A 23,831-nucleotide genomic window follows, 5' to 3' on the forward strand; every position below is an offset into this window, starting at 1 on the left:
CTCGAATGTAAATTTAGCCATATAAAAAACTGCACCTCCATTGTTAGTTTTGTGTCTAACAATTTTGGTGCAGTTCACAAATGGCGGCTTTACATTTTAGTGTTGAACCTGCTTTTGCTGCTCCATTACCTTCTTGTGTGAAGGAAGGAGGAACGTAGCCAGTAAGTTTGCGATTGCGATAAAGAACACGAGAATAAACACAAGGTGCATACCATGAGCGAGAGCCTCTTGAATCAACGTCATGACGTTTGCAGGAAGTTTATTAACAGCGTCTGAGCTTAAGAGATTGTTAATATTGCCGCCTCCGCTCCATGCTCCGTTTGAATGTTCTTTTCCAAACTGAATCAGTGAGTTGTTAAAAATAGTTCCAAACACAGCAATTCCCACCGTTTGTCCGATTGACCTGGTAAATGAGTTAGAAGCGGTTGCCGCCCCACGCATTTGCCAGCCTACTGCAGCTTGAACAAGTACAGTTGTCGGGGTTGTCGCGTACCCCATCCCAAGACCGATCACAATCATAATTCCCACAAAATACCAATACGGGGAGTCAAGTTCCACTGCCAGTAACCATGTTCCGCCAAGGGCAATCAAAACAGCACCAATGACGGCAGTTAACTTTGAACCGATTTTGTACATATAACGTCCGGCAAAAGTGGCACCTAAAGGCCATGCAATCGACATTGGCATCAGCGTAAGCCCTGAGCTTGTCGCACTATGTCCAAGAATGGTTTGAATCCACATTGGCAAATAAACGTTCACTCCTATAAGTACAGCACTTGCCAGAAAACCGATAAAATTTGAAACAAGAATGACTGGAATCTTGAATAACGATGGCGGAAGCATCGGTTCCTTCACCTTGGTTTCAATATAGCCAAACAGCACAATAAAGATCACCGCAACAGCAAACAGCATATAAATTGTAGCTGAATTCCATGCATATTTTTGCCCTGGGCCCGCATTTAGTAATGCATATAAAAGAGTTGAAATCCCGATTGTAAACGTAACGGCTCCAAGATAATCAACTTTACGTTCCTTTTTCAATTCAACTGTTTCGTGGAAGAAGAAGGTGATTAAGATTATGGACACTAACCCAACCGGTAAATTAATGTAGAAAATCCACCGCCAGCTGATTTGGTCAACGAAGAAGCCGCCTACCAATGGACCGAGAAGTCCCGCAATTCCCCAAATTGAGCTAAACACTCCCTGCATTTTTGCACGCTGTTCACCTGGGTAAAGGTCACCGATAATCGTAAAGGTTAACGGCATGACCGCCCCTGCTCCAATTCCTTGAAAAGCACGGAACCAAATTAATTGATGCATCGTCTGAGCAGCGCCTGACAACATCGAGCCAGCTACAAACAAAATAACCCCTGTCATAAAAACTTTCTTTCGGCCGAATAAGTCAGCTAATTTTCCATAAATCGGTGTTGTTACAGAAGTGGTGAGAGTATAGATGGCAAACACCCAGCTGATCAATTTTAACCCGCTAAGGTCACTGACAATCCGCGGCATAGCGGTACTGACAACCGTGACATCAATGGCGACGAGTAAAATCGCAACCAGCATCGCAACAGTAACCATTTTACGATTCGTAGTTGTTTTTGGCATGTTTTTATCTCCTTATATTTGCTTAAATCAGGGCAATCCCTATATTTATCAAGTAATTGACTAAATTATTTTAAGTTATCATTGTATTTTAGTCAACAACTTGACTAAAATTATAGATAATCAATTATACGGAGGTTTATATGGAAAATTTAAAAACAAACATTACTTTAGACTTTATGAGAATATCTAATCTTTTAAGCAGATATGGAGCAAAAATGGTCGCCGATGTTGGATTGACCAGCATCCAGCAATGGGTGATTCTGAGAACAATCATTCAAAAGGGAAGTATTTCCATCGGTGATTTAAAAGAAGAAATGCTTGTCACGAAACAAAATATGACAGGGATGATCAACCGCCTGCAGCAATCCAATTTAGTAACACTATATCAAGACCCTGAAGATAAAAGACGAACTCGTGTGAATATCACTGAGGAAGGACACCGAGTCTATGAGCAATTGAGTTCGTTACGAAATGATTTTAATGCCCAGACTTATCATATTTACAATGACCAAGAAATCGTGGTGTTAAGCGATTTGCTTGGCCGGCTCGTGGAGCATTTGAAAGAGGATTAATAGAGCCTGAATAAAAAAAGACCGCAGGTGCAGAAACACCATACAGTCTAAAAAATTTAAAACCTATATTATTTGAATAGAGCCGAACTCACCGTGAGGATGGTTTACTAATTTATATCTTCTGTATTCAGATTCTAGCTTTCTTAGTGTCATTCCATAAAGGTTTTGATCTTCTTTATTATATACGTTAAGGAAAATTAGTTTATTAATAAGTTTTCGTCGCTTTTTTTCGTCGTTATTTCTCATTAGAAACACTCCTTTGATTTTACAAAAAGCTTACAATAGCCGTTGGTTGATAATTTCATTATAAACTGATAATTCCTATCTGTAAAGTATGAATTGAAAATTTGTTTAAGAAAGGCACCACCGTTCTGGCGTTGCACCAAATAAAAGACCGGGTGTTGATCTGCCCCCCTAAGGTTGGACTAATAGTCCAACCTTAGGGGGGCAGATCATGTACCGGTCTTTTTATAAAGTGGATTAGTGAGAATCCTTCATCTCAATGGTGTTCTGAGTTTGTACCTTAAAGTACTCTCCTTTTTTCATGCTGATATGGCCTGATTCATAGGGCTTATTGTCAATGGTGAGATATACTTTTGCCGTTTGATAATATTGACCTACTGTATTGACAACGCTTTGAAGAAGCATTTCTTCATATGCTGCTCCAGCTGACATTTCATCCCTAAAGGCCTGATTCAAATCGATATACACAATTCCATCTTGGTTTAAATATAAGCTGTTAATCTCCGTATTTTTCGAAAAAACAACTCCCAATTGATTGTTTATTGGCTCCTTGTATGCCTGCGCCAAAACTTTCCTCGTAATGTCATTGGTATAAAGCTTTGATTGCTTGCTTTTAATATAAAGCTTTCCGTCATCAATATTCGGGTAAAAAAAGTTGATGTTCTGCACCAATGGCACATTATCCTCTATTTTAGTTAGTGTGGAGGATATTTCAGTACCGCCAGATACAAAAATAGATTTAACTAAACCAACGTTTTTAGCATAATAATCAATGGTTTTATCTTTTGTATTTTTTGTGGTAACTTCGATTGCTTTATAGTTCCCTGTTGGCGTTGTAATATCTACTGCTGTATTCGTGATTGTTCTCACTCTTCCATCCTTTAATGTCCAAGTAGTCCCCTTTGTTAATGGGGTCATCAAAATGACTTCTTTTTCATCATTGTTAGCTTTTAACAGATTTTCTCTGTAGTAGGTTTCTCCTCTTGAGAAGACTTTAGTAAGCTTGCCATCCTTAAGTTCCAATATATTGACCAAAACGGTACCGCCATTATCGATTCTTTGTTGGACCTTCCCTTCCAAAATATAATCATTGTAAACATCATAAGAGGCAAATTCGTTTCCTGTTCCTTCATATATATATCGAGTATTTTTCTTCATAGGATAATAATCATTAATGGTTTCTGAATTTGTCGTTGGTTCTTTATCACCCTTATTATTGTCGGAAGTGCCATTATTGTTCTTATCATTATTGTTGGCGGTGCTATTGTTCTTGCTGTTGTTATTTTCGGCGTTGTTGTTTCCGATTTGAATACCGCAACCAGCAAGGTTTCCAATCAAAATGACGAAGGCAAAGAAGACAATCATCTTTTTCATATCAATATCCCCTTTTCTATTTCTAGAAGAGCCATATTACAAATCCCCCTTTCTTTAAAGTATTCAATTTTGCTTTCAAATATAAGCCTTTTGGGATAAAGCAAAGGGACGGTTCTCGTGCATCAATAAAATGATGCATGAGAACCGTCCCCGCGTCTCAGCCACTGGTGTTGGTTACCTTCTCTTTTGATAAAGCTTGTTTAAATTGCTCGATTAGGATTGGAACGATTTCAAAGGCGTCGCCGACAATGCCATAATGACAGTTCTGGAAAATCGGGGCTTCTTTGTCTTTATTGATGGCAATGATTAACCCGGAGTTTTTCATTCCGACGATATGTTGAATCGCACCGGAAATTCCAATCGCAAAATAAATCTTTGGCGTTACCGTCACACCAGTTTGCCCGACTTGATGGGCGTGGTCAATCCAGCCCGCTTCTACTACATCGCGGCTCGCACCAACCGCGCCTCCTAGCGTTTCCGCCAATTGGTGGATTAACTGAAATCCTTCGTAACTACCTAACCCTTTTCCGCCCGCAACAATGATATCCGCTTCGTCGATTCTTACTTTCTTTACCGTTGCCTTAACAATCTCCAAGACTTTCGTGCGAATATCTTCTTCCTTTAAAGCTATGGTCTCTTCCACTATCTTACCTGTTCTCCCTAGCTGTGGAGGCAGCGCCTTCATGACTTTGGAGCGAACCGTCGCCATTTGCGGCCGGTATTTTTTACAAAGAATGGTTGCCATGATATTTCCACCGAAAGCTGGCCTGCTCGCCAATAGCAACCCTGTTTCCTCTTCCACATCGAGTTCCGTCGTATCCGCCGTCAAACCTGTCGGCAGGTCGGTGGCTACCGCGCTTGCCAGGTCTTTTCCGGTCGACGTGGCCCCAAACAGGATAATTTCTGGTTTATGTTTATCGCTGCATTCTAGCAGTGCCTTCATATAAGATTCTGTCCGGTAATGTTTAAAGATGGGTTGGTCATAGACATACACGGTATCTGCCCCGTATTCAAATACTGTGTTTGTTAAATGCTTAACATTTTCTCCGATTAAAATACCCGCTAATTCTACTCCCCGTTTGTCTGCCAGCTTTCTTCCGGCACCCAAAAGTTCAAGGGATACGGATGCAACCGCTCCATCTTTTTGTTCTATGAATACCCAAACGCCTTTGTAATCTTGGAAATCCAATTACAGCCCCTCCTTTGTTTCAAAGAGTTCTTTCTTTTCAAAGAGGACAGAGAGCAATTGCTCTACTTGTGCCGTTGGGTTACCTTCAAATAACGTTCCCCCAGATGGTTTTTGCGGAGCCCATACTTTGGAGACAATTGTTGGCGATCCCTTTAAACCAAGCTGCTTAATATCTACATCCTCCAAGTCATCAACCGACCAGATATGCGGTTTATATCTAGCAGCCTTTAGCATGTTGGGAAGCGGAGAGTACGGCACTTCATTGATTGTTTTCTCAACAGAAAACAAGCACGGCAAGGTCGACTTCACGACTTCATAGCCATCCTCCAACTTGCGATGGACAATGGCATATCCTTCTTCTTGATTGATTTCCTCTACCTTGTTCACCGAAGTCAGCGGTGGAATATCAAGCCTTCTTGCTATTCCAGGTCCGACTTGCCCGGTATCTCCATCGATGGACATTTTTCCGCAAATAATCAGATCTACCGGCTTCGTTTTTGAAATTTTTTCAATCGCCTTTGTTACGGCATAACTCGTTGCCAATGTATCTGCCCCCGCAAACCGGCGGTCCGTGATTAAATAACCTTCATCAGCGCCTATTTCAATGCACGTTTTAATCGCGTTAACCGCGGGAGGCGGCCCCATCGTCACAACGGAAACGTGTCCTCCATACCTATTCTTTATACGAACCGCCTCTTCAACCGCATGGGCATCATACGGATTCAAGATTGCAGGCGCCGTCCTCCGGTCCATCGTGTTTGTTTTTGGATTCATCTTGATAATTTTGGTGTCAGGTACTTGCTTAATACAGGCTACAATGTGCAGCATTTAATCCCTCCTTTTATTGTAAAAGCAAATGGCGGTGCCATTACTTAACCTTCTATATGAAACTCTCGGTTCTAAAAAGCTTTTCGCCCGTTACCATTACTTTATTAACAGAGATGTCCTAACATTCGAATTTTCGGATAAATATCTTAATATTCCTCGCTAATTTTTGGATTCCAGGATGTCTTGCAAATTTCAAGGCTCTTAATATTCTTAAATCAAAAAAACGGCAGGAGAAATCCATCTCCTGCCAAGCTATCATTCTAAATATTTATTTGCTGTTTTCATAAATATTGTAAAAAAGAGCCTATTAAACAAAACCCCTTCTTCAATTCTTTATAAAATAAAAGTATTTATCATTCATTTATTCTTATTCTTTTGGTTTGATTTTTTGGAATTATTATTTTTGTTATTGCTATTTTTAGATGTTGCATTGTTCTGCTTTTTGTTGTTGTTTGATTTTTTTGCCAACAATATCACCCTTTCGAAAGATTTGACTGGAGCGTAATATAGAATATTCATGTCCAGAAAAAAATCTCAACAGTGGCCAAAAAAAGGCGGTCAGCAAGCCTTTTTTGGTCAGCCCTAATATGGTACTAATAGACCGGTTCTGGGGCTTGCCTAACTAATTTAAATTAATCCTCCATATAAAGAAATAATTTGAGAATTACACTTACCCATTTCCTTAATTCCCTCGATTATCAACCGAACCCTTGTCCCCCTTCATGAATATCCTTTAATGAAGGAGAAGTAATTCATTGCGATATAGTTTGTGACGATGCAGGTAATTGCACTGTAATTTGCACACCTTACGACAACGGCTAATGTTTTGGTTTTTACGCTCTAAAGAAATCAATTTCAATATCCTATTAATCTATTAATTTTAAGGAGAGTGACTCTATGCAAATCACCATCGGCCATTTGAACCCTCCTGGTTCAGCCTACGATCAGGGGGCCAAGGTGTTCAAACAAATCTTAGAAAGAATGACAGATGGACAAATAAAAGTAAGAATAATTTCTGGCCTTAACCTAAGTGGCATTGAATTAATTCGTGCGGTGCAGACAGGAGAATACGATATCGGCATCACGTCTTCGAGCAGTTTAGGAAATCTTGTACCTATAGTGAATGCGTTCGATTTTCCTTATTTATTTCGAAGCCATGAACATGCTTACCGGGTATTGGATGGTGAAATCGGTGATTTTGTAAATGAAGAAATTGACCTCGTTGGGTTAAAAAATTTGGCCTGGTGGGAAAACGGATATCTCCATATTACGACGGCTGAGACACCCATTATTGAACCGGAGAATCTACGTGGGCTGAAAATCAGGACCATGGATAATCAAATTCACCGCACACTATTTCACGTTTGGGGAGCCAACCCTGTTTCTGTCCCTTATCCTCAGCTTTATGAGGCTTTAAGGAATGGAACCGTGGATGGCCAGGAGAATTCTTTGGGAAACATTGTTCCGAATAGGTTCTACGAGGTTCAGCGTGAATTAACGTTAACTGGACACATTTACAATCCTGCTTTATTTGTAATGAACAAAGGAAAATATGATCACTTTTCTTTGGATATAAAGATAAAAATCTCCGATGCATCAAGAATTGCTCGTGACTTTGAAAGGGACTTTTTAAGAAGAAATAATCCGATTTATTTGCAAATAGCCCATCAAAATGAAATGCATATTCTCACGGAGACAGATATTGATTTCCCGGCTTTTGTGCGTACTTCAAAAAAAGTTTATACTCAGCTGGGCGAACCATACAAATCAATTCCCAGAAAAATTCGGGCCTTGTAGGATTCTTGCAAGCCCTTTTTTAGTTTTATGTAACGCAGTTCTATTGACATGCGCTTGGGACTCTCACTTGATTTTAATCCAGTTGGGCGGGACTGCTTTTGAAGTGTAGCGAACCGACCAGACCTGGCATCCCGAGTTTTCATATGTCTGTAGAGTTATAGAATACATGTATAGCCGATTGATGCCTCGAAACAAACTTATTATTAGTAACCCAGAAGCGCCAAGGATAGTCTTTAGCATCGCCAGAATTTTCAATGCCAATCCTTTTTCCAGCTGATATACTTTCCGGGCAGAACCCTTGGGCCACATATAAAGGGGGAATCGTTAGCGGACGGCCATAGTCCTCCATTGAAATCCCTAATGATTTTGTAAGTTTTCCGGGTCCGTTTGTCAGTTTGGACTGATCTTCAATGCCTCGCCTCTTTATCATAAGCCCGATGCCATAAATAGGTTCCAGTGCACGAATCAAAACTGCTTCAGGTTTTTCTTCACTTCCGCTGACTACATTGAAAAGGCAGTGTGTATGCATTAAATACGTATAGGCAAGGCCGGATCGTTGGAACATCACCTCTGTTCTTGGAGTGCGTCTGTTGTTATAGCTATGCGCAGCCCTATCACTAGGACCCATGTAAGCTTCTGTTTCTACAATGAATCCTGCCGCAATACCTTCATTTGTTTCTTTTACTAGGATGCATCCGAGCAAAGCCTTTGCCAGTTCAAGAGTAGGCTGTTCATAAAATGCCTCGGGTAATGGGACGATCCCTTTATCAAATTCCTCCAATTTGTATGCCTCCTTAAAAGATTTTCCTTTTCCTTTCATTCCTTAAAATTATAGACTTAAAAAGCATTTCTTATTTGTATAATTATATGATTCAGTTTCAGGAAACCTTTTAATAACTAGTGTTTTTTAGCATTTCAAAAAGTTCGGCACCAGAAGCAGGCGCTTACGCGGAAAATGGAACGATCCTTATCTGATTCCCCAGCCTTAATTGGTACTATCAGAAACACTCTAATCATATTTTTATAAAAGGAACAATTAGAAAGGAGTGTATATTTGGGTGAAAAAAGTTAAGATTCGTTTACAGCCGATTGTAAGTAAAATCAATTTGCCCACTGTTTTGAAAACAGCTATGCTCCCGGGTGACTCAACAGAAAGCTTATTTATTGCAACCCAGGTAGGAGAGATCTTTTACATAGGAAATGGTGCTATCAGGACTTTTTTAGATATTCGCTCAAGAATTATAAAACTAGGTGCTTCTAGAGGCGGCTATGATGAACGGGGTTTGCTGGGGCTTGCTTTTCATCCGCAATTTTATTATAACGGTCTGTTTTATCTCCACTATTCAGTAGCTGAAACACAAGGCCCAGGGGCTCTTTCTAAACATTTTAGTCCTAACCCATGTGATCCCGCAACCTTAAACCTAAAGTGGATCAATAGAGAAACTCAATATGATCATATTGATACAGTCGAAGAATGGATTGTACAATCAAATAGGCAACCTCAAAAACGACGGACATTACTTAACGTAAGAAGACCATTTTTCAATCATAATGGCGTCAATAGCTTAAACTTTTCACCTGAAACAGGAAAACTAGTTTTAACAACCGGAGATGGCGGAGCGGGCTATGATCCATTTAATTTAAGCCAGAATAATATGGAAATAGCCGGAAAAATCATAGAAATTGACATAGTTAAGAATACATTTATCGATAATCCACCTGTAGTCACACGTTTTGATGAACTTCCCGTATCTATTCAGGAAACACTTACGGTCATTGCGAAAGGGGTTCGCAATATACCTGGCATTCAATTTCAAAGGTTTTATAATCAATATATCAAATATGTTGGAAATGTCGGGCAGGACCTGGTAGAGTCGATTTTTACATTCGTTTATTATAAACCAATACCGGTTACTCAACTTGTTCAAACTGCTTTAAGAAACACCGAACCAGACCAAGAAGGATTTATTAACTTTGGCTGGCGAGGCTGGGAAGGTGCATTTCCTACTTCCATTATTACGAGCTGCTCTGGAAATCCGGACCTGGACGAGAAAACAATTGCTTATTACGATGAAGCAGTAAAAACTTCAGTAAGGCGTCTTCCACCTTTAACTAGTTATTATCATGAAGATCCCCGCCCCGATAAGTTTGGAGGGACTTCTTTGACGGGAGTCCAGCCCTATTTGGGAAATGCCATCCCCAATTTAACGGGAAGCGTCGTGTTTACCGACCTTGCCCGAAGGCCAGAATCTCAACCTCCGGTTAGAGGAGTTTTAGCTTATACTAGGGTAAGAATAGATGGTAAACTAAATGATTTTAGTGTTATTGAAACCGATTATAATTTTGGTCCTCAATCTGCCTACTACGTTAGTTTGGGAACGAATCTGGACCAAACCAGACTATATTTAGGGGTTAATGGCTCTATGAAAGTCACTGATTTTAACCAAGGTAGTGTTTTTGAAATCGTTACATGAAACAAAGAATAACCCAGCTGCTGCCGGGTTATTTTTTTGTTTAATCGTTGTCTATAATATAGATTTGGAAAAAATCTTCCATATTTAGTTCATAATGTTTTCTACCTAAATCCAAAAAGATATGATATACCAATATCATAGAAGTTCAAAAAATATACATAAACACGGGGGAATCAAACGACATGACGGTTCTACAAATTTTAAGTTTAATAGGAATCGATATTTTGTTATCGGGTGATAATGCAGTTGTTATCGCATTAGCTGCCAGCAAAGTACCACCTCAGTTGAGAAATCGTGCTATTTTCGGCGGGACATTAATGGCTATTGTGTTAAGGATTGTAGCAGCAACAGTTTTAATTCAATTTTTAGATTTACCGTTTGTGCAATTAGTGGGTGGTTTAATCTTGTTACGGATCAGTTACAATTTAATCGCACATAAAGAAGAAGATGACCCGAATATCAAACCATCAGATAAAGTTTGGGGTGCAATCAAAACGATTGCGATTGCCGATTTCGCCATGTCTATTGATAATGTGATCGCATTATCAAGCGTTGCGGAAGGAATTCTGCCGATCGCAATTGGCATTGCCATTTCTATCCCAATCATTATTTTTGGCAGCAAATTATTAACGAGCTTAATGGAGAGATATCCAATCATCGTTTATGCAGGTGCAGGATTATTAACCTATGCTGCGGGTAAAATGATGGTTGAAGATAAAGGATTAGAAAAGTTCCACATCTTAATTCCGGATTCACTCCATTTAGTTGTGCCAATTGCGATGGCGATTATTTTGGTAGTAGCAGTGTTTTTAAAGAACAACTTGGCAAAAGAAGCAAAAGCCACTATATTATAATGAAAAGCACCGTTCAATTCGGTGCTTTTTCAATGCTTTGACTTGCCTAATATCATTCCATTTCATTATAATGGTAATATAGGAAAATATATAATTTCTTAAAAACCTTTTATTCAATGCAATTATCACTGCAATAATTCTTCTAAGAGCTCTTTTACATTCTCATTTACAATTATTATTTTCATTCTCCTCTACTTTTTTTTGAACAGCTATTATAATAGTCCGGGTGCCCTGGATCAGGATTTTAGTATTTCTCAAATATTTAATTTTTCCTCTTTATCATGAATTTCACAAATCAAACTTAGACTTTACTTACATTACCTATGAAACTTCATTATTTAGTACACCTTTTCATAATTACGAGAAGTTTCTTGTTGCCGTAATATATTTTTCCTTATTTGCTAGATTTATATTATTAAAATTAATTCTAAATTTTCTTTAAATTTTATTCATTATTTGCTTTCAATTTGTTTTATGTTTTATTATAATGATTACATAATAATTATTATAATTCTAGTTTAAAACTAGATATATAATTATAATACTTCTAAACTTATACAAAAGGAGAGATTAATAACATGGATGCTAAAAACAATGGAACTGGCCAAGGATGCCCTTTTCACGGCGGTGCTACAAGTGTCAAATCAAGTGGTACGTCAACTCGAGACTGGTGGCCAAATGCGTTAAATTTGAATATTCTCCATCAGCATGACAGAAAATCTAACCCAATGGGTGAAGAATTTGATTATGTAGAAGAATTTAATAAATTAGACTACGCTACTCTTAAGCAGGATCTTCAGACTCTAATGACAGACAGCCAAGATTGGTGGCCTGCTGACTATGGACATTATGGTCCATTCTTTATCCGTATGGCTTGGCACTCTGCAGGTTCTTATCGTACTGGTGACGGCCGTGGTGGCGGCGGAACTGGCAACCAGCGTTTCGCTCCACTTAACAGCTGGCCTGATAACGGTAACCTTGATAAAGCACGTCGCCTGCTATGGCCTATTAAGCAGAAGTATGGGAACAAGATCTCTTGGGGCGACTTAATGATTTTGGCAGGTAATGTAGCGATTGAATCAATGGGCGGCAAGACATTTGGTTTTGGAGGCGGCCGCGCAGACATTTGGCATCCAGAAGAAGATATCTATTGGGGAAATGAAAAGGAATGGCTAGGTGATAATCGTTACACAGGCGAACGTGATCTTGAAAATCCACTTGCTGCTGTTCAAATGGGACTTATCTATGTTAACCCAGAAGGTCCAAACGGCAAACCAGATCCGCTTGCATCGGCTCACGACATCCGTGAAACCTTTGCCCGTATGGGAATGAACGACGAAGAAACAGTAGCACTAATTGCTGGCGGACATACTTTTGGTAAGGCACATGGTGCAGGCGATGCTTCACATGTTGGTCCAGAACCAGAAGCTGCTCCTATTGAAGCACAAGGTTTAGGCTGGTTAAGTACATACGGCAGCGGTAAAGGCCGTGACACCATCACCAGCGGTCTTGAAGGTTCTTGGACTGCTAACCCAACACAGTGGGATAATGGTTACTTTGATCTATTATTTGGATATACATGGTGGCTTACAAAGAGTCCTGCAGGTGCCTATCAGTGGCTTGCTGTAGATCCTGCCGAGGAACACCTTGCTCCAGATGCAGAGGATTCATCAAAGCGTGTACCGACAGTGATGTTCACTTCAGATATGGCATTGCGTTATGATCCAATCTATGAAAAAATTTCTCGTCGTTTCCATGAGAATCCAGCAGAGTTTGCAGATGCATTTGCCCGTGCTTGGTTCAAACTAACACACCGTGACATGGGTCCTGCTTCAAGATATCTTGGCCCGGAAGTTCCAGAAGAAGAACTAATCTGGCAAGATCCTGTACCTGTTGGCAATTATGATTTAACAGATGCTGATATAGCTGAGATTAAAGCAAAAATCTTAGACTCAGGTCTTACAATCAGCAAGCTGGTAACAACTGCTTGGGCTTCTGCTAGTACCTACCGTGGATCAGACCATCGCGGCGGTGCTAATGGTGCACGCATCCGTCTTGCTCCACAGAAGGATTGGGAAGTGAATCAGCCGGAACAACTAGCACAAGTGCTACAAGTACTTGAAGGCATTCAAAAAGAGTTAGATAAGCCAGTCAGCTTGGCCGATTTGATTGTATTAGGCGGTAGTGCCGCAATCGAAAAAGCTGCACAAGATGCAGGCTTTGATGTAACAGTTCCTTTTGCTCCGGGACGCGGTGATGCCACACAAGAGCAAACAGATGTAGAAAGCTTTGCGGTACTAGAGCCTATTTCTGATGGTTTCCGCAACTATCAAAAAGGACATTTTACTGTAAGCCCAGAAGAGCTTCTAGTAGACAAGGCACAACTACTAAACCTAACTGCTCCAGAAATGACTGCCCTAATTGGCGGCTTGCGTGTTCTAGGTACAAACTACGGCGGCACACAGCATGGTGTATTCACTGAGCGTGTAGGCCAACTCACGAATGACTTCTTTGTTAACTTGCTTGATATGGGAGTGCAGTGGAAGCCTGTAGGAGCCAACGTCTATGAAGGACGTGACCGTCAAACAGGTGAAGTAGTCCGTACAGCAACTAGAGTGGACCTAGTGTTTGGTTCCAACTCCGTTCTACGTGCTATTGCTGAAGTTTATGCTCAAGATGATAACAAGGCAAAGTTTGTGAATGACTTTGTCGCAGCCTGGGTCAAGGTCATGAATGCAGACCGCTACGATCTTAAGTCGGCTGAGCTTAAGAAAGGTCAATTAGCAGCGAAGTAAGTATAATAAAGAAACCGCCGTCAAACTGATGGCGGTTTTTGTGTGGAAAGAAAACAACAATACTAGACTAACGCAACCTTACAAGAAATTTCGGAATGCAGGCACTAAGATTTTACTGTGGCTGCGCTGCCTCGTATGATTAGTTTGGTGTGGATTGTTACTTTTTTGCATATTTCGCGTTTGGTTGCGATTCTTTCTAATAGGAGGTCGACGGCGGTTTCCCCCATTATTTCGGTGTATAGTTTTACTGTTGTTAGCGGCGGAACCATGTATTGCGCGGATGATACATCATTAAAACCAACGATGCTGAGTTCATTAGGAATTTTGACTCCTAATTCATACGCTGCTTTATAACAGCCGACTGCAATTGAATCGTTTGCGACAAACACGGCAGTTGGTCTAACGTCCCCGCTTAACAATTCCTTTAATATCAAATATCCATCCTTTGGATTGTAGCCGCCGATTTTGACGAAATCCTCTTTAAAAATACCCTTTTCCTTTAAATAGGACTCAAAAACATCCTGTCGCAAATCTTTGAACCGGTTCCCGTACATATCGGTTTCAACCCCACCAATAAATCCGATGTTTTGATGACCCAATTCAATTAAATAATTGAGTGCATTTTTCGTAGCGGAATTGAAATCAATGACGACAGAATCAAAATAATTCTCATCAGGGTTCGCATCGACAAACACGGACAGCCTATCTAAACTCTTAATTAACTCAATATCTGCCTTCTTAAACGTTCCAAGGCAGATGATGCCGTCTAGTTTCGAAACGCTTTTCTTTGTATCCTCTTTGCTAATTTTATATAACTCCATCCCCATATTCTCAAGCTTCTTTTCCAAAGCCACACGAATGGACAAATAGTATGTGTCAATCAATTCCTCTTCAAGCGAATAGGAGTAGTAAAGGCCGATGAGTCCCTTCTTTTTTGTTTTCTTCTTTTTCGGGGTAATGACGTAATTTAATTCCTCAGCCGCCTCAAAAATCCGCTTTCTCGTCTCCGGTGAAACATTCAATGTTTCATCATAATTTAACACTCTGGATACTGTCGCCATTGAAACCTGTGCTAAATCAGCTATATCTTTAATCGTTGCCATTGTGCATACCCACTTAACTTTTATTTATATACTTCTATTATTTCAAGCAATATACATCTGTTTTTGAAATAATATCCCTATCTATGCGGCTTCCTCAATGGTTTCTTTTTTGAAAAAGTTGAGCTTCGTTTCAGAAATGATAATGGCACAAAGAATCAGGACTGCCCCAATAATCATTTTCATAGTGATAACCTCACTTAACAGGATGATAGAGAATACCATGCCCCATAAAGCTTCGGTTGATAAAATGATGGCCGCATTTGTTTCTGTCGTATATTTTTGCGCAAATGTCTGCATCAAAAACGCAATTGTAGTGGAGAAAACGCCCAAATACAACACATTGGAAACCCCTTCGACATTCATCGAAAAGCTTGTTTCTCCCTTGAAAAAGACGACAATAAATCCTAAAATCGTTGCGGTTGCCATCTGAATAATGGTTAATAGAACGGGATCCTCATCCTTTACAAACTTTGCTGTGTAGAAAATATGGAAAGCAAATCCAACCGCACACAACAAAGTAAGAAGATCCCCGATATTTAATTCAGCCGTAAGCTTGAGAGAAATAACGCCAACCCCCGTAATCGCCAGGATTGCCCCAAAAAGCTCAAACTTATCCATTTTTCGCTTATAAATAAAAAAGGCAATAAATGGAACAATCACCACATTTACCGCAGTAAGAAAAGCATTTTTTGATGGTGTTGTATATTGCAATCCCACTGTTTGCAGGGCAAATGCCAAGTATAAAAAGATTCCAATAATGGAGCCTTTTATAATTGTAATCTTTTTAATCCTTTTTAATTTCTTAAAAAATACAAGACTTAATAAAAGTACACCTATCAAAAACCGAATAGCTAAAATCTGGTACGGTGTATAATGCTCCAGTGAAACCGCACTTGCCACAAATCCGCTTCCCCAAATAATCGCTACAATGGTAAGACTAATTTCCCCAATGTATTTACGCATTTAATCAACCTCTAATTTTTTCTCTACCAGTTCGAGAAAGACACTGGAAGTCCACGTAAAGGAGGTATCGACGAGTCCCTTCCCAGAGATCGGGTCAAAATTCTCTGCCATACCGCCTACTAACGTAAGATTTAAAAACTTGTCTCTGATTCTCTTTCCAATCTCACTGTAGCCAAAATTTAGTAAAGAATCAACTAAAAGATAAGTAACTGGCGCCCAAATCGATCCAAGCCAATAGCCATTTTCTTTATAATACGGGCTTGATAGCATTTCGGTTGCGAAACCATATTGAGTTTCAAAGTTTCCCACAAGATCGGCAACAAGCTGATCCATCACCGCTTTATCCAAACGATAGCCAATTATAACAGGCAATCGTAATATCAAACTTGATCGGATTTCTATCTTTTCCGCATCTTTACCAACCCGTCCAAAGAAACCATTTTCGTCATGCAGCCGCTCCATCAGTAACCCAAATAGAGAATCTGCCTTTTTAGTAAATTGTTTGGCTTCTGAATCTTCTCCAAGCATCCCCGCAAAGCGAGATAAACTATCATATGATCTGATTAAAAAGCTTGCTAAATCTGGTGCTTCAACCGGCATTCCTTGATGGAACAAAGACGCATTATCCCAGCCAGAATCATTTCCATGCTTGTAATGAGCAATCCTATCTTCATAGGTTCTGTATAAATCATAATACTGCAAAACTTTTTTTGAAGAGTCATAAATCTCCCGCAGTCGATTTTCATCTTTAAAATAGTCATTCTTATCCATCAGCTTTTCATAAACATACATAAAAATCGGCGGTTTAATGCAGTTATAAGATACAAATTTATCATTGACAAAATCAGGATATGTCCCTGATTCGTCCTGAGCATCAATAAAGATTTTCAACTGCGAATAAGCCATCTCCGGATACTTTGCACCTAAGTGCAGCGCATTAAAACAGTTATCCCATGACCAAATATTGTACATCCAAAGCTTTGACATATACATTGCATAATCTTTAAGGATGCCATGAGGGTGGACCACGCTTGACCAAGTAATATAGGTAGCCCGATCAATCGAAGATTGGTAAACCTCATTGCTCTTTGTAATGTTCGCCTTCCATTCTCGATATAGCGTTTCGACCTTTTCCTTGCCTGCTTCAAAGCTTGCGTATTGCTTTTGTTTATAAACGGTGCGATAGCTTTCAATAACAAAATGGCCATTTTTCATACGAATGTCGATAAAATCATTTCCGATCACATTCCATGGCGCCTCAACCGAGAATTCTCCTGACAACTTGCTGATCATAAGCTTTAATTCCTTCGGATAGATATGATATTCATACATTCCATCCTCATATTCATGCAAGGTATCGTACTTCACTTTACTAGCCTGCAAACGGACCTCAACTCCGCTTGTTTGAATATGAAGTTCATCCTCCTCTGGAATAATAATTTCCGCATACTTCTCTTCATTTCCTGTTAATTGGAAGCGTATAGCCGTTTCCGTTGCGAGAATATCCAACCCTTTTTCAACGTCGTCATGTAAAATATCCAGTTTAAACAGCTTTGACGGGGCGTCATCTCCACCGTGTACATCTCGTATATAAATTTCCTCAGAATCCTTTTCCTGTGATACGCAAAAATACGAACCAAATCTGGAAAAAGGAATTTCTCTAATATCAAGTTTCATGGATTTCTTTCTCCTTTTATATCATAAGCAGGGTTTCCCCTGCTCACTGTTAACGTGCCGTAAAGAATTTGCTTTCTTCCACCATGTTGCCCTTACCGATCTTTCTCATTTCAAATTGAAGGTGGAAATCCTCGACTCCAACCCGATATAGAGGAAGCTGTTCTTCGCCGCAGCTATTGCTTCCAACCCCACTTTGCTTATAATCAATCGTTAACACATTGTAAGATGACTTTTTGATATTGCCTCGATGCTTCGCTTCTTCCAGAGCACTTGTTTCATAATCATGGATGGTGAAATCATATTCCCCTTTAAAATTGAATAAGTACATGTCTTCACCCTTTGCTACTGCCAAGAAAGAAGTATCACAGCGTGAGCCATTTTCCTGTGGATACACATAATCAGTATGCATTTCTTCAACTGTCTTACTGTATAACCCTATCTGTTGACTGCGTTTTGTGTCTTGGTACGATTCAGAATCGCCTCGTCCATACCAAGTTACATGGTTATAATCCTGGTTAAGATTTATTGTGACTCCGATTCGCGGCAGCATTTCGGGAATTTCCTTCCCTCTTAGTACTTTTCTGCCTTTAAGGTCTATGTTTAGGGCACCATTTTTCGTGATGCGGTAGTTATAAGTCAGGTGGAAACCCCACGCTTGGTTTACGGTTGATAAATATTTGGTGATTTCAATATCTATATAATCTTCAGCCATTTCGTAATTAACTGTTCCCATCTGTTCTTTTGTATTCTTCAGGAAGTACTTGTTAATCCAGTCATCCTTTTTATACATATCGTTATCGATGATTGCTCTCCAAAGTGTTACCTCAGGGCCTTTATGGATCATTTTTTCCCCTTCTACTGTGAACGATTTCAGCGTACCAAATACCTTTGAAAAAACAGCCTTGATCTTATTGGATTCTATTGTAAGCCAAGCCGCTTCGTCCTCAATACTAAAATCAGAACCGTTAGAGACGGCTGCTTTTACTGTTTTCTTAACTTTAGTAGAAGAAAGCAAAAAGCTTTCCTTCGTAATCTCATGACCTTTTTCTGCATAGAGGGTATTTTCGGATTCCTGATAGCTTAGATAGATCCGAGCATCGTCATACTGAGCCGCTTTCGCTAAATCGACCGGTAAAACAAGCTCCACTTCTTCCTGTGCATCGATGCTTGGTAATTTGATTATTTTTTCTTCAATGAGAGTATCGAAAGATTTTACCGTAATGAGAAGATCGATTCCACACAGATTCCTAAAATCGTACAGGTTCTTCACGCGAATCTTGCCTTCTTGTAAATTGGCTTCCTCTGTTACAATCGGCTCAATCACCTTTTTATACTCAAGGAGTCCAGGTGATGGTGTTTTGTCAGGGAACACAAGCCCATCAATACAGAAGTTTCCGTTTGTCGGGAAGTCTCCGAAGTCGCCACCGTAAAGATAGATGGTTTCACCATTTTCATTGGTGGTTTCAATACCGTGATCACACCATTCCCAAATGAAGCCGCCTTGTAATCTCGGATACTTTCGCATGACCTGTTGATATTCGGTTAAGCCGCCAGGGCCATTCCCCATTGCGTGGCCATATTCACATAGAATATGAGGCTTCTTGCCTTCAGCATCCCTTCCGATTTCTTCGAGCGGCTTCAATCGAGTGTACATCGTTGTGTATACGTCGCTGTAGGCTGCAACTCTGTCACCCTCGTAATGTACCAATCTAGTTGAATCAATGGTCTTGATCGCATTGTACATAGCAGTGAAGTTCCGTCCTGCACCTGATTCATTTCCCAGTGACCACATGATAACACTTGGGTGGTTGCGGTCTCTTTTCACCATGCGGACGGCGCGGTCAACATATTGTTTTTCCCATAGCTCATTATCGGAAATCCAATTGTAGTTGCCTGTATTTTCAAAGCCGTGGCACTCCAGATCGGCCTCATCAATCACATATAAACCGTACTCGTCACACAAATCATAGAACACATCATTATTGGGATAGTGGGCAGTCCGAACAGCATTAATATTGTGTTGCTTCATCAATTTGACATCCTTGAGCATATCCTCATAGCTTACCGTTCGTCCAGTCTTTGGATTGGCATCATGTCTGTTCACACCGTTAAAGAAAATGCGCTTTCCGTTGACGCGAATTTCGTTCTCAATGATTTCAATGGAACGAAAACCAATTCTGAGCGGTACAATCTCTGTTTCACCGGTTGGCAATTCATATTCGAACTCAAGTGTGTAAAGATTAGGCTCCTCGGCATTCCATAAAAGAGGATTTTCTACTAATCTGCTAAATTCAAAGATACCCTCAACTACATTAATCTCAAATTCATCCACTTTTTCATTTCTATATCGAAGAGTCCCTCTAAGATTTTTTACGCAATTGGTAAAAAATGCTCCGCAAATTTTCATTGTGAAATTTTTATAGTTTTCACCAGGCAATGTTTCTACAAACACATCCTGCAGCGTATCCTTATTGATCGTAAATAACTCAACGCTTCTAAAAATTCCGGAGAGCCACCACATATCCTGATCCTCTAAATAGGTCCCGTCAGAAAATTGATAGACTCTAACTGTTATGCGATTGCTTCCTTTTTTCACAAAATTCGTAATATCAAATTCAGAAGGCAATCTTGAAACCTTACTGAAACCAGCATGCTGTCCATTTACATATAAATCAAACGCGGAATCCACACCATTAAATTTTATAATAAGCACTTCTTCATCTGAAAGTTCGTCGATCACGAGCTCTCGAAAATAGATCCCAGTTGGGTTTTCCTGCGGTACAAATGGGGGGTTGATCGCGAAAGGGTATAACACATCGGTATAATGCATGTGGCCATAGCCCTTCATTTGCCAACTGGACGGTACCTCAATATATTCCAATTTCTCAATCGCAAACTCCTCTGTCTCGAAGCCCTTTGGTGAAAGCTCCGGTGCCTCTACATATAGAAACTTCCAAACTCCATCGAGCAATCGATATCCGATACTTTTTTCTCGATTAAAGGTAGTTGCATTCTCTCTATTATAATATCGATAAAAATTCGTGTGTGCGGGGAGTCTATTGATCCCAGTCAGATGGATATTTTCCCATCTTTTCATTTCACGTTGCATAATCTCTTCCTCCGTATGAATCTTAGTTGAAATCCGGGCATTTTTTACCTTTACGAAAACTACTTGATTGAACCACTAATTCCTTCCACAATGTACTTCTGTGCAAACAAGAAGACTAATACTGGCGGAACAATCATGATTAATGTAATAGACATAATCGGTAAAATTTGCAGGTTATGAATTCCCTTAAACGCTGCAAGTCCCAGTGCCAACGTATATTTTGATTGGTCCTGAAGATAAATTAATGGACCAAGGTAGTCATTCCAAACCAATAAAATATTTAATACCGCGATTAAGATAAGTGGCGCCTTCATAATCGGGAGGAATATTTTAAAGAAGATTTGAAATTCATTTGCTCCATCAATTCTCGCTGCATTTTCAAGATCCTTGGGAATATTCATAAGGAACTGTCTTAGTAAAAAGATATAATAAGCAGACCCAAAAAACGCTGGGATAATTAAGGGCTTTAAGGTGTTAATCCAACCGAACATTTTAAATTCCATGTATAAAGGAATCATCGTAACATCCCATGGAATCATCATCGTTGCTAGCAATAAAATGAATAGGATATTTTTATATTTAAAATCATATCTTGCAAACCCATAAGCGACCAAGGAACATGAAATCAATTGTCCTAAAGTAGTCATCACAGTAACAATTACCGAGTTTATAAAATAAGTTCCAAAAGGCTGGCTTTTCCAGGCATCAATAAAGTTGCCCCACTGAAGAACATCTGGAAAAATCTTTGGCGGAAAGCTGAAAACTTCGGCTTCCGTTTTTAAAGCGGAAAGGATGACCCACACAAACGGTAATAAGAAATAAAGTGAAAATAACCCGAGAAGGATGTATACGATTGTTTTATGCTTCTTTGACATCTTCATTTTTTCTTCTTCCCTTCTTTTTTCACTTCATTCTCATAAAACACCCATGTGGACGATGATTTAAAAATTAACATTGTTAAAAGTAAAATAATGATGAACATGAACCATGCGTTTGCACTTGCATATCCTAAATGATGGTGCTTAAATGCGTTATTAAATACATACAGACCGTAGAAATATGTTGATTTTAACGGACCGCCGCCAGTCAGCAGGAGAACCAATGTTAATTGCTGTAAGGCCGCAATAACAGATGTAATAACGTTAAAAAGAATCGTTGGCGTTATACATGGGATTGTGATGCTAATGAACTGACGAAGCGGGCTCGCACCATCAATCGCTGCCGCTTCATATATTTCTGCTGGAATCCCCTTAATATCTGTATAGAAAATCAGCATCATGGTACCTACGCCCCAGGCACTTGCAATTACGATTGTGAGGATGGCCCACTTTGGATCGACAAGCCATTTTGGCCCTTCAACCCCAATTAAGGATAAAATATAGTTTAAAATTCCGTATTGAGAGTTGAAAATCCATCCCCAAATAATAGAAATCGCTACACCGGAAACAACAGCGGGCAAATAGAAAATTGTACGGAATAGTTTAATTCCTTTTACAGGCTGCGTAATAAGAAGTGCAAGAATTAAGGCTATAACCAAATTTAACGGAACGAAAATAGCGGCAAATTTCAAGGTTATACCTAAGGATTTATAAAATTGCTGATCGTTTGTAAACATATTTTTATAGTTGTCGATTCCAATAAATGTCGGGTCACTTGTAATGGGCCAATCATAAAAGCTCATGATTAAAGAAAACGCCAATGGTCCCAAGGTAAACACCAAAAACCCAATAATCCACGGTGAAATAAATAAATAGGGCACTTTCCTACTTACCAGCTGATAGCTATTCGCCTTCTTCGATTTACTAAACATAAGATGACCCCTTAAAGTTCAGATTAAAATGGAGGAAAGCACCCAACATTTTCATGTGAAGTGCTTTACCTCATAACGTACTTATGTTTTACTCCACAACACTGCTTAATGCTTCTTTTGGATCCATCATTGTACTAGGGTTAAAGATTTCCTCGAATGCAAGATTTAGATTTTCAGATACCTGACTCCAATCATCAACGATGAAGGAAGAAGGCGTGTAACCGTCACTCTTTTCCAGCATTGAGTAGAACACACTTCTAATTTCATCTTGCTCAAGCTGTTCACTTTTTACCACAGATTTTAGAACTGGAAGCTCGAAATCAATTCTCGCTTTATTCGCTTCTTCGCTAGTCCAGAATTTAATAAACTCAAATGCTTCTTTTTTGTGTTTGGAATCTTTCGAAACAGAAATACCTGAAGAGCTTAAAATACTTACACTTTTTCCATCTTTAAACTTCGGTAATTCAACCACACCGTAGTCAATGCCCGCATCTTTTAATGGGTTAATTCCCCATGCTCCATAAACAAACATGGCCACTTTACCAGATTTCATTTCTGTATCCCCTGAACCTTCAGTTGTAATGGCGGTGCCATTCTTCGCCATGTTCTGGAACATTTTAAATACTTCAACTGATTTCTTTGAATCCAGGTTTCCTTTTAATTTTCCATCCTTATCAACATAGGAAGCATTGTTGCCCCATAAGTACATTTCAAAATCATATGGATCCGGCTTGCCTGAAAAAGCAAATCCCGTTTCTTTCGTATCTTTGTTTGTCAGCTTTTTAGCTGTTTCTTGCAGATCTTCCCAGGTCCAACCCGCTTTTGGATATTCAACTCCAGCCTTATCAAAAAGGGCTTTGTTATAGTAAACTACATGAGTTGTGTATCCAACTGGCAATCCAAGGACTTTTCCATCTGCTGAATTGTAGTTCCAAAGAGTTTCATAGAAATTATCTTTGTACTCTGCACCCTCTTTTTCAATATAAGAATCTAGAGGTTCCAATGCATCTTTATATTGCGGGTAATTCCACATATACATAACGTCTGGTGCATCCTTCGCACCCATACCAGCCGTGATTTTTGTATCATAATCACTTCCGTAAGCTTCTAAAACAACTTTTATATTTTTATGAGTTTCATTAAACTTATCAATCAAACCTTGCTGTAATTTAACATCGTCGCCAACATCCCATGTGGCAAATCGAATTTTGACTTTTCCGTCTGCAGTTTTATCGCCGTCGTTTTTGCTAGACGTTGAACTGCAGCCTGCTAAAAGCAATGCTGATACAATGAATAAAGATAAAATTGATTTTACTAGCTTCATAGTGGTCCTCCTTTTATTCTGACATTTTGATTATAATCTCAGTTTTACTAAATGTAAACGGTTTTATTATCATTTTTACTAAATATTTTTACTGGATGAATTTGATTTCGT

At 39.5% G+C, this 23,831-nt stretch carries 18 protein-coding genes; 5 read left to right on the forward strand and 13 right to left on the reverse strand.

The features are described 5' to 3' along the window. Positions 1-96: 96 nt before the first annotated feature. A complete protein-coding gene (locus tag KHB02_RS11425; protein ID WP_241113822.1) occupies positions 97-1,608 on the reverse strand; it encodes an MDR family MFS transporter in 1,512 nt (503 codons plus the stop codon). A gap of 140 nt (positions 1,609-1,748) precedes the next feature. Between KHB02_RS11425 and KHB02_RS11430 the strand changes: the two genes are divergently transcribed. Further along, complete coding sequence (locus tag KHB02_RS11430) at positions 1,749-2,180, forward strand: MarR family winged helix-turn-helix transcriptional regulator (RefSeq protein WP_213140606.1); 432 nt, start codon at positions 1,749-1,751, stop codon at positions 2,178-2,180. Positions 2,181-2,243: 63 nt separating this feature from the next. Here the strand turns inward: KHB02_RS11430 and KHB02_RS11435 are convergent, their stop codons facing one another. The 4 genes from KHB02_RS11435 to KHB02_RS11450 all read right to left on the reverse strand — a co-directional run bounded on the left by KHB02_RS11435 (position 2,244) and on the right by KHB02_RS11450 (position 5,814). Next, positions 2,244-2,426 carry a Fur-regulated basic protein FbpA gene (locus tag KHB02_RS11435; protein WP_213140607.1) on the reverse strand — a complete coding sequence of 61 codons (183 nt, stop codon included), beginning with the start codon at positions 2,424-2,426 and terminating at the stop codon, positions 2,244-2,246. A gap of 234 nt (positions 2,427-2,660) precedes the next feature. Continuing rightward, positions 2,661-3,797: a GerMN domain-containing protein gene (locus KHB02_RS11440; RefSeq protein WP_213140608.1), complete on the reverse strand. Its 1,137-nt coding sequence runs from the start codon at positions 3,795-3,797 to the stop codon at positions 2,661-2,663. Between the two features lie 157 nt (positions 3,798-3,954). After that, entirely contained in the window at positions 3,955-4,986 is a 1,032-nt protein-coding gene (locus KHB02_RS11445; RefSeq protein WP_213140609.1) for an electron transfer flavoprotein subunit alpha/FixB family protein, read from the reverse strand. Beyond that, positions 4,987-5,814, reverse strand: coding sequence for an electron transfer flavoprotein subunit beta/FixA family protein (locus KHB02_RS11450; protein ID WP_213140610.1), 828 nt, complete (start codon positions 5,812-5,814; stop codon positions 4,987-4,989). Between the two features lie 897 nt (positions 5,815-6,711). Here KHB02_RS11450 and KHB02_RS11455 point away from each other — a divergent pair. Then, complete coding sequence (locus KHB02_RS11455; protein ID WP_213140611.1) at positions 6,712-7,611, forward strand: DctP family TRAP transporter solute-binding subunit; 900 nt, start codon at positions 6,712-6,714, stop codon at positions 7,609-7,611. Between the two features lie 139 nt (positions 7,612-7,750). Here KHB02_RS11455 and KHB02_RS11460 read toward each other — a convergent pair whose 3' ends face one another. Then, complete coding sequence (locus KHB02_RS11460) at positions 7,751-8,392, reverse strand: DNA-3-methyladenine glycosylase (protein ID WP_241113823.1); 642 nt, start codon at positions 8,390-8,392, stop codon at positions 7,751-7,753. Positions 8,393-8,669: 277 nt separating this feature from the next. Between KHB02_RS11460 and KHB02_RS11465 the strand changes: the two genes are divergently transcribed. The 3 genes from KHB02_RS11465 to katG all read left to right on the forward strand — a co-directional run bounded on the left by KHB02_RS11465 (position 8,670) and on the right by katG (position 13,734). Then, positions 8,670-10,085, forward strand: coding sequence for a PQQ-dependent sugar dehydrogenase (locus KHB02_RS11465; protein WP_213140613.1), 1,416 nt, complete (start codon positions 8,670-8,672; stop codon positions 10,083-10,085). A 182-nt stretch (positions 10,086-10,267) separates the two neighbouring features. Beyond that, positions 10,268-10,939: a YjbE family putative metal transport protein gene (locus tag KHB02_RS11470; RefSeq protein WP_213140614.1), complete on the forward strand. Its 672-nt coding sequence runs from the start codon at positions 10,268-10,270 to the stop codon at positions 10,937-10,939. 578 nt (positions 10,940-11,517) lie between these two features. After that, positions 11,518-13,734, forward strand: coding sequence for a catalase/peroxidase HPI (gene katG, locus KHB02_RS11475; RefSeq protein ID WP_213140615.1), 2,217 nt, complete (start codon positions 11,518-11,520; stop codon positions 13,732-13,734). Between the two features lie 104 nt (positions 13,735-13,838). On the opposite strand, the gene KHB02_RS11480 is transcribed toward katG, so the two are convergent. The 7 genes from KHB02_RS11480 to KHB02_RS11510 form a co-directional block, all read right to left on the reverse strand. Next, the gene (locus KHB02_RS11480) at positions 13,839-14,837 is read right to left on the reverse strand and encodes a LacI family DNA-binding transcriptional regulator (protein WP_213140616.1); all 999 of its coding nucleotides are present in this window, start codon (positions 14,835-14,837) and stop codon (positions 13,839-13,841) included. Between the two features lie 81 nt (positions 14,838-14,918). After that, complete coding sequence (locus tag KHB02_RS11485) at positions 14,919-15,800, reverse strand: DMT family transporter (protein ID WP_213140617.1); 882 nt, start codon at positions 15,798-15,800, stop codon at positions 14,919-14,921. Further along, positions 15,801-17,477 (reverse strand): amylo-alpha-1,6-glucosidase, encoded by a 1,677-nt coding sequence (locus tag KHB02_RS11490; protein WP_213140618.1) that lies wholly within the window; start codon positions 17,475-17,477, stop codon positions 15,801-15,803. A gap of 49 nt (positions 17,478-17,526) precedes the next feature. After that, on the reverse strand, positions 17,527-20,586 hold the full coding sequence (locus KHB02_RS11495; RefSeq protein ID WP_213140619.1) for a glycoside hydrolase family 2 TIM barrel-domain containing protein: 3,060 nt from the start codon (positions 20,584-20,586) through the stop codon (positions 17,527-17,529). A 59-nt stretch (positions 20,587-20,645) separates the two neighbouring features. Next, positions 20,646-21,467: a carbohydrate ABC transporter permease gene (locus tag KHB02_RS11500; protein ID WP_213140620.1), complete on the reverse strand. Its 822-nt coding sequence runs from the start codon at positions 21,465-21,467 to the stop codon at positions 20,646-20,648. Then, positions 21,464-22,396, reverse strand: a complete 933-nt coding sequence (locus KHB02_RS11505) for a carbohydrate ABC transporter permease (protein ID WP_213140621.1) — start codon at positions 22,394-22,396, stop codon at positions 21,464-21,466. Before KHB02_RS11505 ends, KHB02_RS11500 begins: the two co-directional genes overlap by 4 nt. 88 nt (positions 22,397-22,484) lie before the next feature. Next, entirely contained in the window at positions 22,485-23,720 is a 1,236-nt protein-coding gene (locus tag KHB02_RS11510; RefSeq protein ID WP_213140622.1) for an ABC transporter substrate-binding protein, read from the reverse strand. Positions 23,721-23,831 lie beyond the last annotated feature (111 nt).

Origin of the sequence: Neobacillus citreus, assembly GCF_018343545.2 — a bacterium.
GTDB lineage: Bacteria > Bacillota > Bacilli > Bacillales > Cytobacillaceae > Neobacillus > Neobacillus citreus.

What these genes read in the sequence shown, in the direction of transcription:
- KHB02_RS11425 (WP_241113822.1), bottom strand. Translation starts at nt 1,608, where the DNA reads ATGCCAAAAACAACTACGAATCGTAAAATGGTTACTGTTGCGATGCTG.
- KHB02_RS11430 (WP_213140606.1), top strand. Translation starts at nt 1,749, where the DNA reads ATGGAAAATTTAAAAACAAACATTACTTTAGACTTTATGAGAATATCT.
- KHB02_RS11435 (WP_213140607.1), bottom strand. Translation starts at nt 2,426, where the DNA reads ATGAGAAATAACGACGAAAAAAAGCGACGAAAACTTATTAATAAACTA.
- KHB02_RS11440 (WP_213140608.1), bottom strand. Translation starts at nt 3,797, where the DNA reads ATGAAAAAGATGATTGTCTTCTTTGCCTTCGTCATTTTGATTGGAAAC.
- KHB02_RS11450 (WP_213140610.1), bottom strand. Translation starts at nt 5,814, where the DNA reads ATGCTGCACATTGTAGCCTGTATTAAGCAAGTACCTGACACCAAAATT.
- KHB02_RS11455 (WP_213140611.1), top strand. Translation starts at nt 6,712, where the DNA reads ATGCAAATCACCATCGGCCATTTGAACCCTCCTGGTTCAGCCTACGAT.
- KHB02_RS11470 (WP_213140614.1), top strand. Translation starts at nt 10,268, where the DNA reads ATGACGGTTCTACAAATTTTAAGTTTAATAGGAATCGATATTTTGTTA.
- katG (WP_213140615.1), top strand. Translation starts at nt 11,518, where the DNA reads ATGGATGCTAAAAACAATGGAACTGGCCAAGGATGCCCTTTTCACGGC.
- KHB02_RS11480 (WP_213140616.1), bottom strand. Translation starts at nt 14,837, where the DNA reads ATGGCAACGATTAAAGATATAGCTGATTTAGCACAGGTTTCAATGGCG.
- KHB02_RS11485 (WP_213140617.1), bottom strand. Translation starts at nt 15,800, where the DNA reads ATGCGTAAATACATTGGGGAAATTAGTCTTACCATTGTAGCGATTATT.
- KHB02_RS11490 (WP_213140618.1), bottom strand. Translation starts at nt 17,477, where the DNA reads ATGAAACTTGATATTAGAGAAATTCCTTTTTCCAGATTTGGTTCGTAT.
- KHB02_RS11495 (WP_213140619.1), bottom strand. Translation starts at nt 20,586, where the DNA reads ATGCAACGTGAAATGAAAAGATGGGAAAATATCCATCTGACTGGGATC.
- KHB02_RS11500 (WP_213140620.1), bottom strand. Translation starts at nt 21,467, where the DNA reads ATGAAGATGTCAAAGAAGCATAAAACAATCGTATACATCCTTCTCGGG.
- KHB02_RS11505 (WP_213140621.1), bottom strand. Translation starts at nt 22,396, where the DNA reads ATGTTTAGTAAATCGAAGAAGGCGAATAGCTATCAGCTGGTAAGTAGG.
- KHB02_RS11510 (WP_213140622.1), bottom strand. Translation starts at nt 23,720, where the DNA reads ATGAAGCTAGTAAAATCAATTTTATCTTTATTCATTGTATCAGCATTG.